At 75.3% G+C, this 13,312-nt stretch carries 13 protein-coding genes; 4 read left to right on the plus strand and 9 right to left on the minus strand.

Annotated elements, in window-relative coordinates; all coding sequences use genetic code 11:
• Positions 1-9 precede the first annotated feature (9 nt).
• From IF27_RS27655 to IF27_RS27675, 5 genes are read right to left on the minus strand one after another with little or no spacing between them, the layout of a single operon-like run.
• Positions 10-1,077 (minus strand): zinc-binding dehydrogenase, encoded by a 1,068-nt coding sequence (locus tag IF27_RS27655; protein ID WP_052852587.1) that lies wholly within the window; start codon positions 1,075-1,077, stop codon positions 10-12.
• Entirely contained in the window at positions 1,053-2,714 is a 1,662-nt protein-coding gene (phnE, locus tag IF27_RS27660; RefSeq protein WP_052852632.1) for a phosphonate ABC transporter, permease protein PhnE, read from the minus strand. The genes IF27_RS27655 and phnE overlap by 25 nt, the downstream gene beginning before the upstream one ends.
• On the minus strand, positions 2,707-3,486 hold the full coding sequence (gene phnC / locus IF27_RS27665; RefSeq protein ID WP_052852588.1) for a phosphonate ABC transporter ATP-binding protein: 780 nt from the start codon (positions 3,484-3,486) through the stop codon (positions 2,707-2,709). The genes phnE and phnC overlap by 8 nt, the downstream gene beginning before the upstream one ends.
• A 1-nt stretch (position 3,487) precedes the next feature.
• Positions 3,488-4,456, minus strand: a complete 969-nt coding sequence (locus IF27_RS27670) for a phosphate/phosphite/phosphonate ABC transporter substrate-binding protein (protein ID WP_052852589.1) — start codon at positions 4,454-4,456, stop codon at positions 3,488-3,490.
• Positions 4,453-5,133, minus strand: a complete 681-nt coding sequence (locus IF27_RS27675) for a phosphonatase-like hydrolase (RefSeq protein WP_420822059.1) — start codon at positions 5,131-5,133, stop codon at positions 4,453-4,455. The genes IF27_RS27670 and IF27_RS27675 overlap by 4 nt, the downstream gene beginning before the upstream one ends.
• A gap of 288 nt (positions 5,134-5,421) precedes the next feature.
• Here IF27_RS27675 and IF27_RS27680 point away from each other — a divergent pair, with 288 nt between their 5' ends.
• On the plus strand, positions 5,422-8,334 hold the full coding sequence (locus IF27_RS27680) for a SpoIIE family protein phosphatase (RefSeq protein ID WP_052852591.1): 2,913 nt from the start codon (positions 5,422-5,424) through the stop codon (positions 8,332-8,334).
• Positions 8,335-8,356: 22 nt separating this feature from the next.
• Here the strand turns inward: IF27_RS27680 and IF27_RS27685 are convergent, their stop codons facing one another.
• The 4 genes from IF27_RS27685 to IF27_RS27700 all read right to left on the minus strand — a co-directional run bounded on the left by IF27_RS27685 (position 8,357) and on the right by IF27_RS27700 (position 11,143).
• Complete coding sequence (locus IF27_RS27685) at positions 8,357-8,836, minus strand: iron chaperone (RefSeq protein ID WP_052852592.1); 480 nt, start codon at positions 8,834-8,836, stop codon at positions 8,357-8,359.
• 74 nt (positions 8,837-8,910) lie between these two features.
• Complete coding sequence (locus tag IF27_RS27690) at positions 8,911-9,366, minus strand: pyridoxamine 5'-phosphate oxidase family protein (protein WP_052852593.1); 456 nt, start codon at positions 9,364-9,366, stop codon at positions 8,911-8,913.
• 89 nt (positions 9,367-9,455) lie between these two features.
• Entirely contained in the window at positions 9,456-10,079 is a 624-nt protein-coding gene (locus IF27_RS27695) for a VOC family protein (protein ID WP_052852594.1), read from the minus strand.
• A gap of 95 nt (positions 10,080-10,174) precedes the next feature.
• Entirely contained in the window at positions 10,175-11,143 is a 969-nt protein-coding gene (locus IF27_RS27700; protein ID WP_052852595.1) for a helix-turn-helix domain-containing protein, read from the minus strand.
• Between the two features lie 72 nt (positions 11,144-11,215).
• On the opposite strand from IF27_RS27700, the gene IF27_RS27705 reads away from it, so the two are divergent.
• Genes IF27_RS27705 through IF27_RS27715 form a run of 3 tightly spaced genes read left to right on the plus strand, consistent with a single transcriptional unit; the run spans position 11,216 to position 13,259 of the window.
• Positions 11,216-11,551, plus strand: coding sequence for a cupin domain-containing protein (locus IF27_RS27705; RefSeq protein ID WP_052852596.1), 336 nt, complete (start codon positions 11,216-11,218; stop codon positions 11,549-11,551).
• A 59-nt stretch (positions 11,552-11,610) separates the two neighbouring features.
• Complete coding sequence (locus tag IF27_RS27710; RefSeq protein ID WP_052852597.1) at positions 11,611-12,231, plus strand: TetR/AcrR family transcriptional regulator; 621 nt, start codon at positions 11,611-11,613, stop codon at positions 12,229-12,231.
• Positions 12,228-13,259, plus strand: coding sequence for a hypothetical protein (locus IF27_RS27715; protein WP_190233122.1), 1,032 nt, complete (start codon positions 12,228-12,230; stop codon positions 13,257-13,259). The genes IF27_RS27710 and IF27_RS27715 overlap by 4 nt, the downstream gene beginning before the upstream one ends.
• Positions 13,260-13,312 lie beyond the last annotated feature (53 nt).

Here is a 13,312-nt window from a genome sequence, read left to right on the forward strand (position 1 = left end):
CGGCCGCCGTCACGGGCGTACGGCCCAGCGGGGTGTACGGGCGGGTGTGCGGGGCCGGTTGAGCAGGGGCGCGAGGGCGTCGAGCGTCACCGGCTCGGCGACGAGGCCGGTCCACGGGCGCCGGTCACGGGTGCGGGCGAGGAAGTCCACGGCCGCGACGAGGTGCCTGGGCTCGTAGTTGTGGACGCCGCGGACGGTCTGCCAGCCGCGCACCAGGCGCTGCGGGTCGAGGGGGACGGCGGGCCCCGGCGTGACGGAACCGGCCAGCACCGCCGTCCCGCCGACGTCCAGCGCGTCGAGGACGCGCGCGACGGCGGCGGAGGCGCCGGAGAACTCCAGCGCCGCGTCCACCTCGCCCACCTCGCCGTCCTGCGTGGCGACGACGGTGCGCGTCGCGCCGAACTCCCCGGCCAGCGCAAGGCGTTCGGGCTCCACGTCGAGCGCCACCACCTCGGCCGCGCCCGCGTCCGCCGCCCAGGCCACCGCCGTCAGCCCCAGCATGCCCGCGCCGCTGACCAGCACCCGCCGCCCGGCGAGTCCTCCGGCCAGCTCGACGGCCGCCGCCACCGTCGCCGTCGCGCAGGCCGCCGGGGCGGCGACGGCGTCGGGCAGGCCGGAGGGAACCCGCACCACGGGCGTGCCGCGCGGCAGGTGCACATGGCTGGCGTAGCAGCCGGACAGCCGCCGGTCCGGCTCGAACGGCCGGTGGCCGATCTTGGTCAGCGACCTGCACTTGGCGGTACGGCCCGCCGCGCACCGGTCGCACCGGCCGCAGCCCGCGACGACGCCCCATACGACCCGGTCGCCCGGCCGCAGCGGGGCGCCGTCCACCGCGCGGGCGCCCGGCCCGGCGGCCACGACCTCGCCGACCGCCTCGTGGCCGAGGATGCCGGGGCACGGGCCGGGGCGTCTGCCCGTCACGGTGTGCAGGTCGCTGCCGCAGACGGTGGCCAGCGCCACGCGTACCAGTGCCTCGCCCGGCTCCGGCTCCGGCAGCGGCACCCGGTGTGTCTCGAACCGTCCGCCGCCCGTCCACACCAGGGCCGCGGCCGTCACCTCACCTGTCGGCGTAGCCATCCGGAACACCTCTCCACCACGATCACGACGACGAACACGAGGAGCACGATGCCGCCGGCGAACGCGAAGTTCAGCGTCCTGACGGCCTCGAAGAGCAGGAACCCGACGCCGCCCGCGCCCACGATGCCCAGGACCGTGGAGGCGCGGATGTTGACGTCGAGCAGGTAGAGGCTCGACCCGACCAGTGACGGGACCACCTGCGGCACCACCGCCGTGGACAGCCGCTGCCACCAGCCGCCGCCCACCGCGCGCACCGCCTCAAGCGGCCCGGGGTCGATCTCCTCTGCGGCGTCGGCGACGAGCTTGCCGAGGAACCCGACCGAGCCCACCGCGAGCGCCGCGGCCCCGGCCAGCGGGCCGAGCCCGATGGCCGCCACGAACACGATGGCGAGGACCAGTTCGGGGATCGCCCGTACGCCGAGGATCGTCGCCCTGGCCCCCCAGTACACGAGCGGGTGCGGCGCCACCGGGTGGGCGGCGAGCAGCCCCAGCGGTATCGACAGCACCACCCCGGCGGCGGTCGCCACGACGCCGATCGCCAGCGTCTCCAGGAGGGCCGTGGTCAGCGCGCCGCCGACGGCCGTGAAGTCGGGCGGCAGCATGCGCCCGGCCATGTCGGCGATGTCGTCGAGCGAGGTGAACACCTCGCGCGGGTCGATCTCCAGGGCGAACAGCCCGTGGACGGTGACGGCGGCGAGCAGCGCGGCCGAGCCGAACCGGGCGATCCGCTCCCGGCTCCACGGCGCGGTGACCCGTACGGTGTCGCGCGGGGCGGTGGCCCCGGCCGCACGGCCGGCGACGGGGCGGGTCAGCAGCAGCCGCCGCAGGCCGATCGACAGCAGCTCCATCCCGGCGATGATCACCAGGATGACGACGACGATGCCCAGCGCACGGTCGTACACCAGGCCGCGCAGGGCGTCCTGGAGGGCGAAGCCGATGCCGCCCGCGCCGACGAAGCCGAGCACCACGGACGTCCGCAGGTTGATGTCGATGCGGTAGACGAACAGCGAGATCCACGCGGGCACCACCTGCGGCAGCACCCCGGCTGCCAGTTCCTGCAGGCGCCCGGCGCCCGTGGCGCGCGCGGCCTCGCGGGGCCCCGGGTCGCTGTCCTCGATGGCCTCGGCGAACACCTTGCCGAGCATCCCCACCGAGTGCAGGCCGAGCGCGAGGACGCCGGGCAGCACGCCGATGCCCATCGCCCGCACCAGCAGCACCGCGAACACGAGGTCGGGCACGGCGCGGCAGAACGTGATGACGCCGCGCGCGCCTGTCCGGACGAGGCGGCCGGGGCCGGTGTTGCGGGCCGCGAGGAACGCGAGCGGCACGGACAGCACGGTCGCCAGGACCGTGCCGAGCACGGCGATGAGCAGCGTCTCGACCGCGAGGTCCACGATCCGGCCGGGTTCGTCCAGCCGGGCGGGCAGCATGCGGTCGATGAGGTTGCCCACGTCCTCGGCGCCCTCGGTGAACGCCGTCAGGCTCACGTCGAGGGAGACGGCGCTCGTGACGACGGCGGCGAGGGCGAGCAGGACGGCCGCCGTCAGGCGCGCGTGCCGTGCGGTCAGGGGCGGGCGGACGGGCGGACGGACGGGTGGCCGCGCGGGGCCGGGCCCGGCGTGCCCCGGTTCAGCCATGTCGGTCACCGACCGGCCCGGCGTCCGGCGCGACCTGGCGGTAGACGCCCATCACCGCGTCGCGGTCCAGCCCGGCGGCGGCGCGGTCGAGCACCTTGACGCCCTGGCGCAGCCCGATGAGGCGGTCCGCCCAGCCGAGGGCCAGATCGACCTGGTGCAGCGTGCACACCACGGTCATCCGTTCCTCCAGGCACACCTGGACGAGCAGGTCCATCACGACGCGGGCGTTCTCCGGGTCGAGGGAGGCGACCGGCTCGTCCGCGAGCAGCAGGGCGGGGCGCTGCATCAGCGTCCTGGCGATGGCCACCCGCTGCTGCTGTCCGCCGGACAGCGTGTCGGCGCGCTGGAACGCCCGGTCGGCGAGGCCGACGCGTTCCAGGTGGTCCAGCGCCTCACGCCGCATGGCCCTGGGGTACGTCGGCACGCCGTAGCGAGGGCCGCGCAGCCGCCCGAGCCCGCCGACGAGCACGTTCTCCAGGCAGCTGAGCCGCCCGACGAGGTGGAACTGCTGGAAGACGAAGCCCACGCGGGTGCGCAGCGCGCGCAGTTCCCCGGGGCGGGCGCGGTCCACCCGCACGCCCAGCACCTCGATCTCCCCCGACGACGCAGGGAGGAGCCCGTTCAGGCAGCGCAGCAGCGTTGACTTGCCCGAGCCCGACAGCCCGAGGAGGACGGTGAGTTCGCCCTCCCCGACCGTCAGGCCGACGTCGTCGAGCGCCGTGGTGCCGCCGAACCGCCGGGTGAGCGCCCGGGTGGTGATGACCGGGGACACGTCAGCCTTCCTCGCACTTGTCCGAGCGGGTCGTCGCGCAGACCCGGCGGACGCTGTCGTAGTCGGCGTCGGTGGCGGGCACGACGCCCCACGCCTCCTCGCCCGTCAGCAGGCAGGGGCTGTCGCACAGGCCCTCCCCCATCAGGTGGTCGGCGTTCGCCCGCTCGGTGAAGAGCGTGGTGAGCCGCTCGGTGGCCGCCTCGCCCAGCTCGGAGCGTGCGACGAAGAGCGAGCCGGGGATGACCTCGGAGGTCCACACCTTCTTCAGGTCGCCCTCGGCGAGGTCGCCGCTGTCGATCAGCGTCTGGTCCACCATGGACTCCATGGCGAAGCCCGCCTCGCAGTCCCCGTTGAGGACGGCCAGGGCCGAGGCGTCGTGGCCGCCCGCGTACACGGGCCGCAGCCCCGCGGTCAGGTCCTCCTCGCGGGCCGAGTCGATGACCCCGGCCTCGGTCAGCCCGGCGCTCGGGTAGAGGAATCCCGAGGTGGAGCCCGGGTCCACGAAGCAGACGTCCCGGCCCGCGAAGTCCGCGAGCCCGTCGATCGCGTCGTTGTCGCCCTGGGTCAGCCCGTAGGAGCGGTACCCGGCCGGTACGCCCTCGGCCGGGGCGACCGCGCCGAGCGGCGTGATCTCGGCGCCGTTGTCCAGCGCGACGGTGTAGGCGAAGGGGCCGAGGAAGGCGATGTCCACGTGCCCGGCGATCAGGCCCTCGACCACGCCGGCGTAGTCGCTGGCCTGGCGGAACTCGACCTCGGCGCCGGTCTCCTGGGTGATCAGTTCGATCAGGGGCTCGTAACCCGCCGCCAGATCGGTGGAGTTCTCGTTGGGGATGGCGGCGAGGACCAGCGTCCCCGGCAGACCGTCCTCGGCGGTGGCGTCCTCGCCGTCGCCGCCTCCGCAGGCGGTGAGGAGGAGCAGGCAGGACAGGGCGAGGGCGGCCGGGCCACGGCCGCGCACGGACGCGTTCACGCGGCGACCCCCGCCGTGACGAGGGCGGGCAGCTCGGCGACGGAGTTCAGCACGTGCGTGTGCGGGACGTCCGCGAACTCGGCGGGGCCGTGCGCGCCCGTCAGCACCCCGGCCACCACACCGGCCCCGGCGCGCGAGCCCGCCAGCAGGTCGCTCGCCGTGTCACCGGCCACCGCCACCGCCGCGACGTCGTCCACCCCGAGCCGCAGCACGGCGGCCAGGATCATGTCGGGGAACGGCCGCCCCCGGCCCGCGTCCACCGGCGACAGCGCGAGGTCGATCGCGCCGCGCCAGCCGAGCGCGTCGATCAGCGCGTCGCGCGTCGCCGGGGCGAACCCGGTGGTCAGCGCCACCTTGACACCCGCGTCCCGCAGCCGCGCGAGGGCTTCGGCGGCGCCGGGCACCTCCGCGGCGCCGCCGTCGGCCAGGGAGCGGGCGTACGCGTCCTCGAACATCCCGTTCGCACGCCGCGCCAGGGCCTCGTCGCCGCCGGTGAGGGAGCGGAAGACCTCGATCTTCGACTGGCCCATCGTCGCGCGGGCGTGGTCCTCCGCGCGGCTGTACGCGGGGGTGCCGGGTTCGAGGCCCAGCCCGGCGAGCGCCGCGCCGAAAGCGGCGAGCACCGAGCCGTCGTCATGGACGGTCGTCCCCGCCATGTCCAGGCAGACCAGCTGCATCATCAGTTCTCCTCGCACACACCGGGGCGACGTCCTGTCGCCCCGGCGCCAGCATGGGAAGTCACGCGGAACCGGCCGCGCGCTGCGGATGACGGCGAGGGGAACAGCGGCCGACGCGGTCCGCGGGTTGTCCGGACAACCCACGGACCACCGCGCCCGCCGCCGTGCGGCCACCCGGGCGGAATCCGGTACCGCCGTACGACCGGCCGCGGCGGCCGACCCGCCGGAACCGTGGGATATTTCTCTCGAATCGGACGCAAGCTCTTTCCCTCGGGAGAAGGACAGGCAGTGGCGACCAGTGAGAGCGCGGCCCCTGGCCCTTGTGAGACCCAGGACACGCGCCTGCGCCTGCTCGGCGAGGCCGTCGCCTCCGAGGACCTGGACACCGTCGAGCTGCTGAGACTCACCCTGGAACAGGCCGTGATCACCACCGCCGCCCTCGGCGGCACCGCCCACCTGACCAACAGCGGCGACGACACCCTGCACCTCGCCTCCGTCGTGGGCCTGCCGAGGGACCTGGCGCACCCGTGGGAACGGCTCGGCCCCGACGATCCGGTCGCCCCCGCCCGCGCCGCGCGCGGCGACCAGCCCCTGTGGATCTCCGCCGCCCCCGGCGGCGACCGGCCCGCCGTGCTCCCCGTCGAGGGCGCCGCCGGGGCGCTCTGCCTGCCCCTGCGCAGCGACGGGGTGTCCAGCGGCGTCCTGACGCTCTTCACCCTCTGCCCGCCCGACACCGGGCAGCACGACGCCCTGCGGCGCCTGGCCGCCACCGTCAGCGACGGCCTGGGGCGCGCCCGCGGGCCCGTGACCGGCGTGGTGCCCTGGTGGCAGGAGTCCGGCTCACGCCTGTCCGAGGCCATGGCGGCCGTCGATGTCGCCACCTGGGAGGTGGACCTCACCGAGCCCAACGGGCGGCTTGAGGTGGACGAGACCGGGTTCGACGTCCTCGCCCGCGCCGCCGGGATCACGCCGGAGGAGTGGGACGGCCGCCTCGACACGTGGATGCGCCGCGTGCACCCGGACGACCTCCCCGGCGTCCTCGAACAGTTGCAGGACTCCATCACCCATCCGGGCAAGGTGTACTCCGTCGAGTACCGCGTCACCAACCCCAGGACCGGCCGGATCTCCTGGGTCGAGCTGCGCGGCCACGTCACGTACGGCCCCGGCGGCGAGCCGCTCCGCATGACCGGCACCGGCTGGGACACCACCACCAGCCGCATGACGGAACAGGTCGTCGAGCGCATCCTGCGGCATCTGACCGACCCCGTCCTCATCGTGGACCCGGCGGACAGCTGGCGCGTCGTCTACGCCAACGCGGGCGTCACCCAGCTCGGGCCGTCCGACGCGGCGGAGCTCGTCGGGCAGGTGCCGTGGGACGCGGTGCCCGGCCTGCGGGAGGCGGAGGAGCACTTCGAGGAGGCGCGCGGCAGCGACCACCCGTGCGTGGTGGACCTCCGCGTGCAGGGGCGGTGGCAGCGGCTGCGCGTCGTCCGTGCCGACCAGTACGTCGTGGTGTTCCTGACCGACGTGACGGAGGAGGTGGAGACCGCGCGCGCCGAGGCGGCCAGGGCCGAGCACGTGGAGGCCGTCACCGCCGCGCTCGCCCAGGCGCTCACGACGCAGGACGTCGTGGACGCCGTCGCCGCGCAGCTCCTCGCCCCGCTCGACGCCGACGGCATGCTGATCCACGCGCTGTCGGGCGGGCGCCTGCGGCTCGTCGGCAGCGTGGGGCACCCCGACGAGGCCGTCCGGCGGGTCGGGCGGCTCGACCGGGACGACGCGCTCCTCGCCGCGCAGCCCCGCTTCTTCGCGACGCAGGAGGAGTTCGCCGCCGCGCACCCGCCGTCCCTGGCCGCGCTCGCCCGCGAGGGCGGGGAGCACGCCTGGGCGATGCTGCCGCTGGTCGCGGGCGGGCGGCCCACCGGCTCGCTCCTGCTGTCCTTCGCGCAGCCGCACGCGTGGACGAGCGGCGACGAGAGCATGCTGCTCGCCCTCAGCGGCCTGGTCGCCCAGGCGCTGGAGCGCGCCAGGCTCTACGACGAGGAGCACAGCAGGGCGCAGCGCTGGCAGCGCGCCTGGCTCCCGGCGCTTGAGGACGACCTGCCCGCGCTGGACGCCGCCGCCCGCTACCGCTCGGCCGGGGGCGAGGAGGCGGGGGGCGACTGGTACGAGGTCATCCCGCTCTCGGGGGAGCGCGTCGCCCTGGTCATCGGGGACGTCACGGGCCACGGCCTGCGCGAGGCCACCATCATGGCCCGGCTGCGCGCCGCCTCGACCGCGCTGGCCGTCCTCGACCTGGACCCGGAGGAGATGCTGCTCTTCCTCACGGAGATCACGGCCCGCCTCGTCGCCGAACTCGACGACGCGGGCGACCCGTTCGACCGCAGGCTGGTCAGCTGCCTGTACGCGGTGTACGACCCGACGAGCGGCGAGCTGACCATGGCGTCGGCCGGGCACCTGCCGCCGGTCGTCGTCCTCCCGGACGGGCAGCCCGAGCACCCCGAGATCAGCATCGGCCCGCCGCTGGGCTTCGACCAGCGGCCCTACGAGGCGTCCCGGCTCGTCCTGCCGCCGGACAGCCTGGTCGTGCTGTACACGGACGGGCTCCTCGCCACGGCGGCGTTCGACCCCGACATCGGCATGCGGCGGCTCACCGACAAGCTGGCCGCCCTCGTCCGGCCACCGGGCCGTCCAGGCCCCGGTGACGACGCGCGGTGGCTGGCCCGGCTCTGCGACGAGGTGATGACCGGCCTGCCAGGCTCCGGCCGCCGCTCGCAGGACGACGCCGCCATGCTGGCCGTCAGCCTGCGCCGCATCCCCGCCGACCGCATCGCCGCCTGGGACCTGCCCCTTGAGGCGACGTCGGCCCGGAAGGCGCGCACCCTGGCCGGTGACCAGCTCGGGCGCTGGGGCCTGGAGGAGCTGGTGATGACGGCGGAGCTGATCGTCAGCGAACTCATCGGCAACACGGTCCGCCACGCGACCGGGCCGCTGCGGCTGCGCCTGATCCACAGCACCACGCTGATCATCGAGGTCTACGACGGCAGCGAGGCGACCCCCCGCGTCCGCCACGCCGCGCTCATGGACGAGAGCGGGCGCGGGCTGAACCTGATCAGCACGACCACCGCCCGCTGGGGCACCCGCTACACCGCGAACGGCAAGGTCGTGTGGGCGCAGCTGCCCCTCGTCGCGGCGCTGTGAGCGCCTGGCAGGGGCGACGTGCTCAGGCCGCCGCCCGCCTGATCAGCTCGCCGACGCGCGCCTCGTCCGCGGCGGTCAGCTCCGTCAGGGCGTAGCTGGTCGCCCACACGTTGCCGTCGTCCAGGGCGGCCTGGTCGCTGAAGCCGAGCGTGGCGTAGCGGGTCTTGAACTTCTGGCCGCTCTGGAAGAAGCACAGGACCTTGCCGTCCTTGGAGTAGGCGGGCATCCCGTACCAGAGCCTGGGGACGAGGTGCGGCGCCTCGGACTTCACGAGGGCGTGGACGCGCTCGGCGAGGACGCGGTCGGCCTCCGCCATCTCCGCGATCTTCGCCAGCACCTCGACCTCGGGGTCCGCCTTGGGGCCGCGCGTGCCGCGGCGGGCGACCTTCCGCAGCTCCTGCGCGCGCTCCTTCATCGCGCTGCGTTCCTCGTCGGTGAAGCCGTCCGCGTCGTCGTCGGCGGCGGCGTTGCCGGTGGCGGGGGAGGTGGTGTTCTTCTTCATCGTGGTTCTCCTCATCCGTGCGGTTCAAGGGGTACGGGGCGCCGTCGCGCCGGGGGGTGGGGCGTGCGGGGCGGTCAGGCGAGCCAGCGTCCGTCGCGCATGAGGTCGCGGCCCGACAGTTCGTCGGCCTCCCGCCATGCCTGGATGCGGCGCGGCGTGACCAGGAAGTACTGGTAGGGCTCGGCGAGCGTGCGGGGGTCGAAGCCGGTCCTGGCGGCGAAGGCGTCGGCCGCCCCCGGGGCGAGGTCGGCCGTGTCCACCGGATCGGCCGCGCCGTCGATGACGACGACGTCGCGGGTCGGGCCGAGGCACAGGCGGACCCGGCCGTCCGCCAGGAGGTTGCGGGCGGTGACGGAGGCGCGCGGCGTCGAGAGGAGCAGCGCGGCGCCGTCCCAGTGGAAGGAGAGGGGCACGAGGTGCGGGCCGCCCGCGGCGCCGGAGGTCGCGCCCCACAGATCGACGTCGCCGTCCAGCCTCGCGCGGGTGTCCCGCAGCCTCTCGTGCAGCCCGCGTGGCGGCGTGGCCGTCATGGCTCCTCCTCCTGTCCGTTCGTGAATTCCGCCCCGGGGGCGCGCAGGCGCCGGGTGGGGCAACAGCATACGAATCGCCGCAAGGGGGGTCAGGGTGCGACGGCCGCCGGGACGGCCTCCCAGGCGAAGCCGTCCGGGTCGGTGAAGGGCTCGGTGCCGCCGCCGAGCGCCAGCCGGTGGGACCCGGTGCCGTCCTGCGGCACGCCGACGTCCTTGGCCAGCGCGCGCCGCCCGTACAGGGCGAGCTTGACGGGGCTCGACGGGGTGGCGAACTCGACGTACTTGCGGCCGAAGCTCCGCGCCACGGTCAGGCCGCGGCCGACGTAGAACCGCTTGCTCTCGGCGACGTCGGCGACGCCCAGCAGGAGCACGATCTCGTCGATCCGCCCGGTGTCGGGGCCGGTGTCCTTCTTCTGCGACGAGGCGACCTTCCAGATCGTCCCGTCGGGCGCCTGCACGATGCCGCCGTAGCCCCAGAAGGACTTCGCGGCGGGCTTCAGCGGGGTGGCCCCTGCGTCGAGGGCTGCGGTGACGAGGCGGTTGACGGTGGACGGCTGCGCCACGGTGAGCGCCAGCGCGAACCCGCGGAAGCCGCTCGTCGGCGCCGCGGAGGCCCGCAGGCCCACCTGGGTGCCGAGGCCGAGGGCGGCGTGGAAGCGGGCGGCGGCGGTGGGGTCGTCCACCTCAAGGGTGACGGATGCGAAGGAGGTCATGTGCCTCACGCTAGGCGCGGCGCACGCACCGGTGCTTCTCGATTCCTGACCGGTCCCGACGGACCCGTCTCGTCACGGTCGCGGGTCGCGCGCCGCTATTCGCCATCGGCCGGGGGGTGGGTGCCGAAGGAGCGGCGGTAGGCGGCGGGGGTGGTGTGGACGAGGGTGTGGAAGCGGCGGCGCAGGTTGGTGGCCGAGGAGAGGCCGACGCGGGCCGCGACCGTCTCCACGGGGAGGTCGGTCGTCTCCAGGAGCGTCCTGGCCGCCGTGACGCGCTGCTGGAGCAGCCATCGCCCCGGGGTGACGCCGAGTTGGTCGGCGAATCTGCGGGCGAGCGTCCGGGAGGAGACCCCGGCGCGGGCGGCGAGGTCGCCGAGGGCGAGGGGTTCGTGGAGCCGTTCCGCGGCCCAGTCGAGGACGGGCGCGAGGGAGTCCGGCGGGCGGTCGGCGTGGGGCGGGGCGGCGTACTGGAGCTGGCCGCCCTCGCGGTGGGGCGGCATGACCATGTGCCGGGCGATCTGCGCGGCGTGGGCGGCGCCGTGGTCGGCGCGCGCGAGGTGCAGGCACAGGTCGATGCCCGCCGCGGTACCGGCGCTGGTGGCGACGTCGCCGAGGTCGATGTAGAGGGTGTCGGGTTCGACGGTGACGGCGGGGAAGCGGGCGGCGAGTTCGGCGGCCATCCGCCAGTGGGTGGTGGCCCTGCGGTGGTCGAGCAGCCCGGCCTGGGCGAGGAGGAAGGCGCCGGAGCAGATGGCGACGGTACGGGCGCCGCGCCGGTGGGCGCGTGTCAGCGCGTCGAGCACGGCGGCGGGGGCGGGCCGGTCGCGGTGGTGCCAGCCGGGGATCACCACCGTGTCCGCCGTCTCCAGCGCGGCGAGGCCCTGGCCGACGAGCATGTCGTAGCCGTACGAGGTGGGTACGGCGCCCGGGTGCTCGGTGCACACGTCGAACGTGTACCGGGCGGGCAGGCCGGGGCGGTGGGCGCCGAAGACCTCGGCGGCGCAGGCCAGTTCGAACGGGGCCTGCGGCGGCAAAACGAGGGCGACCACCCGGTGCGTGCTCATGGCAGAAAAATACCCGTACACGTCTTTCCGGTCACTGGGCGGGGGTGGGGCGCGCGGCGGACGATGGGCCGCATGACGCGAGAGCCCGATGACGTCCAGATCCTGCATGTCGATGACCCCGAGCCCACGGAGGTGGCCCCGGGGATCGTCCGCCGCCGCCTGCCCGCCACGGAGTGGGCGCGGGGCTGGATGTACGACTTCGCCGCCGGGGCCGAGTGGCCCGAGGTGGACGTGCACGAGGGCGAGGAGCGCTACTACGTGGTCTCGGGGGAGTTCATCGACCGGGGGCGACTGCTCGGGCCGGGGAGTTACGTGGTGTTCGCGCCGGGCAGCGAGCACCGTCCGCGGACGGAGACCGGCGCGCGCATGATCGGCATCAGCATCCCGCTGCGACAGCCCGGCAGTTGAGCACTTTTTTCTGAGCCAGAAAAATTGCGTGTTCAGAAACTTTCTGGCACGCTGGCCCCATGAGCGAAGCTGTCACCGCGAACGGACTGCGGGAGCGCAAGAAGGACGCCACCCGGCGGGCGTTGAGCCGCGCCGCGATCCGGCTGGGCACCGAGCGCGGTTGGGACGAGGTCCGCGCCGAGGACATCGCCGCCGAGGCCGGGGTGTCCACCCGCACGTTCAACAACTACTTCAGGTCCAAGGAAGAGGCGGTCGTCGCCGGTGGCGCCGAACGCGCCGCGCGGGTGGGCGCGGCGCTGCTCGCCCGCCCGGCGTACGAGCCGTTGTGGGAGGCGCTGACCGCGGCCCTGGTCGCGATGGCCGAGGCGGAGGAACGCGACCTCGGGCCGACGGCCGTCGCGCATCTGCGGCTGATCGCCGACCATCCGGCCCTGGCCGCCCAGCAGATCAGGGCCGACCGCCAGGCCGTCGGCACGCTGATCGACGCGGTGGCGGAGCGGGCCGGTGCCGACAGCGGGCAGGACCTCCTGCCCCACATCGCCGTCACGACGGCGGTCGCCGTCACCCGGGGCGCCGTCGAACACTGGGCGCGCCACGGCGGGACGGTCTCGGTGGCGGACACGATCCGCGAGGCGATGGACCTCGTCCGCCTCGTCCCCTACGCCGGTGCCCGCCCGTGAGCGGGAACGGGACGGCAGGTCCCGGGACCGGCGGCGCGCGGCGGGTGCCCGCGGTCGTCCTCGGCATGACCGCGCTGCTCGGCCTCATGCTGGCCGCGTTCGTCCTCCCGGCCGTCAACTCGGGGCCGCACGACGTGCCGATCGCGGTGGCCGGGCCGGCGGCGGAGGCGGAGCGGGTCGCCGCCGTGCTGGAGGAGGAGCGGCCGGGCGCGTTCGCGATCCGTCTGCTCCCTGACGCCGCGTCGGCGCGGGAGCGGATCAGGGACCGCGACCTCTACGGCGCGGTCGTCCTCGCCGCGGACGGCGGCGAGCCGCGGATCCTGGTCGCCGGGTCGGCCGGGGCGCCGATCGCCGCCGCCCTGGGGGCGCTCGGCCCCACGCTGGGCGGCACGCCGTCAGGACCGGCGGTCGCCGTCGAGGACCTGGCGCCGCCGCCCGAGGACGACCCGCTCGGCGCGGGCCTGGCGGCGGGCGCGACGCCGCTCGTCCTGGGCGGCTACATCGCGGCGCTGGTCGTCGTCATGGCGCTGCGCCGACCGGTCGAGCAGGTCGCGGCGGCGTGCGCGTTCTCCCTGGTGGGCGGCTTCGCCCTCACCGCGCTGCTGCGCTACGGGTTCGGCGTGGTCGAGGGGGCGTACGCGGCGACGTCGCTGGGCCTCGCGCTCACCCTCGCCGCGACCTGCTGGCTGATCATCGGCCTGCGCGCGGCGCTCGGCCCCCGGGGTCTCGTCCTGGGCGCGGCCCTGCTGATCATGGTCGGCAACCCGCTCTCGGGCCTGTCGGGGGGTCAGGAGTGGTTGCCCGAGCCGTGGGGCGCGATCGGTCAGCTCCTCCCGCCGGGTGCGGGCGGATCGCTGCTGCGAGCCCTGTCCTTCTTCGACGGCGCGGGCATCGGGCAGCCGCTGCTGGTGCTGTCCGGCTGGCTGGCCGCCGGGGTCGCGCTGTTCGCCCTGGGCAGCCGCCGCGCCGCCCGCGCCGTCACTCCCGGGGCCCCCGCGCGGGGCACGCCCGAGCCCGCGAGCGCCTGACGTACCGCGCCCTCCCCGGCGCATTCCCACCACACTTGACCCCGAGAGGTGCG

This window comes from Streptomyces avicenniae, from assembly GCF_000719135.1.
Lineage (GTDB): Bacteria > Actinomycetota > Actinomycetes > Streptomycetales > Streptomycetaceae > Streptomyces > Streptomyces avicenniae.

What these genes read in the sequence shown, in the direction of transcription:
- IF27_RS27655 (WP_052852587.1), bottom strand. Translation starts at nt 1,077, where the DNA reads ATGGCTACGCCGACAGGTGAGGTGACGGCCGCGGCCCTGGTGTGGACG.
- phnE (WP_052852632.1), bottom strand. Translation starts at nt 2,714, where the DNA reads ATGGCTGAACCGGGGCACGCCGGGCCCGGCCCCGCGCGGCCACCCGTC.
- IF27_RS27675 (WP_420822059.1), bottom strand. Translation starts at nt 5,133, where the DNA reads ATGCAGCTGGTCTGCCTGGACATGGCGGGGACGACCGTCCATGACGAC.
- IF27_RS27685 (WP_052852592.1), bottom strand. Translation starts at nt 8,836, where the DNA reads ATGAAGAAGAACACCACCTCCCCCGCCACCGGCAACGCCGCCGCCGAC.
- IF27_RS27690 (WP_052852593.1), bottom strand. Translation starts at nt 9,366, where the DNA reads ATGACGGCCACGCCGCCACGCGGGCTGCACGAGAGGCTGCGGGACACC.
- IF27_RS27695 (WP_052852594.1), bottom strand. Translation starts at nt 10,079, where the DNA reads ATGACCTCCTTCGCATCCGTCACCCTTGAGGTGGACGACCCCACCGCC.
- IF27_RS27700 (WP_052852595.1), bottom strand. Translation starts at nt 11,143, where the DNA reads ATGAGCACGCACCGGGTGGTCGCCCTCGTTTTGCCGCCGCAGGCCCCG.
- IF27_RS27705 (WP_052852596.1), top strand. Translation starts at nt 11,216, where the DNA reads ATGACGCGAGAGCCCGATGACGTCCAGATCCTGCATGTCGATGACCCC.
- IF27_RS27710 (WP_052852597.1), top strand. Translation starts at nt 11,611, where the DNA reads ATGAGCGAAGCTGTCACCGCGAACGGACTGCGGGAGCGCAAGAAGGAC.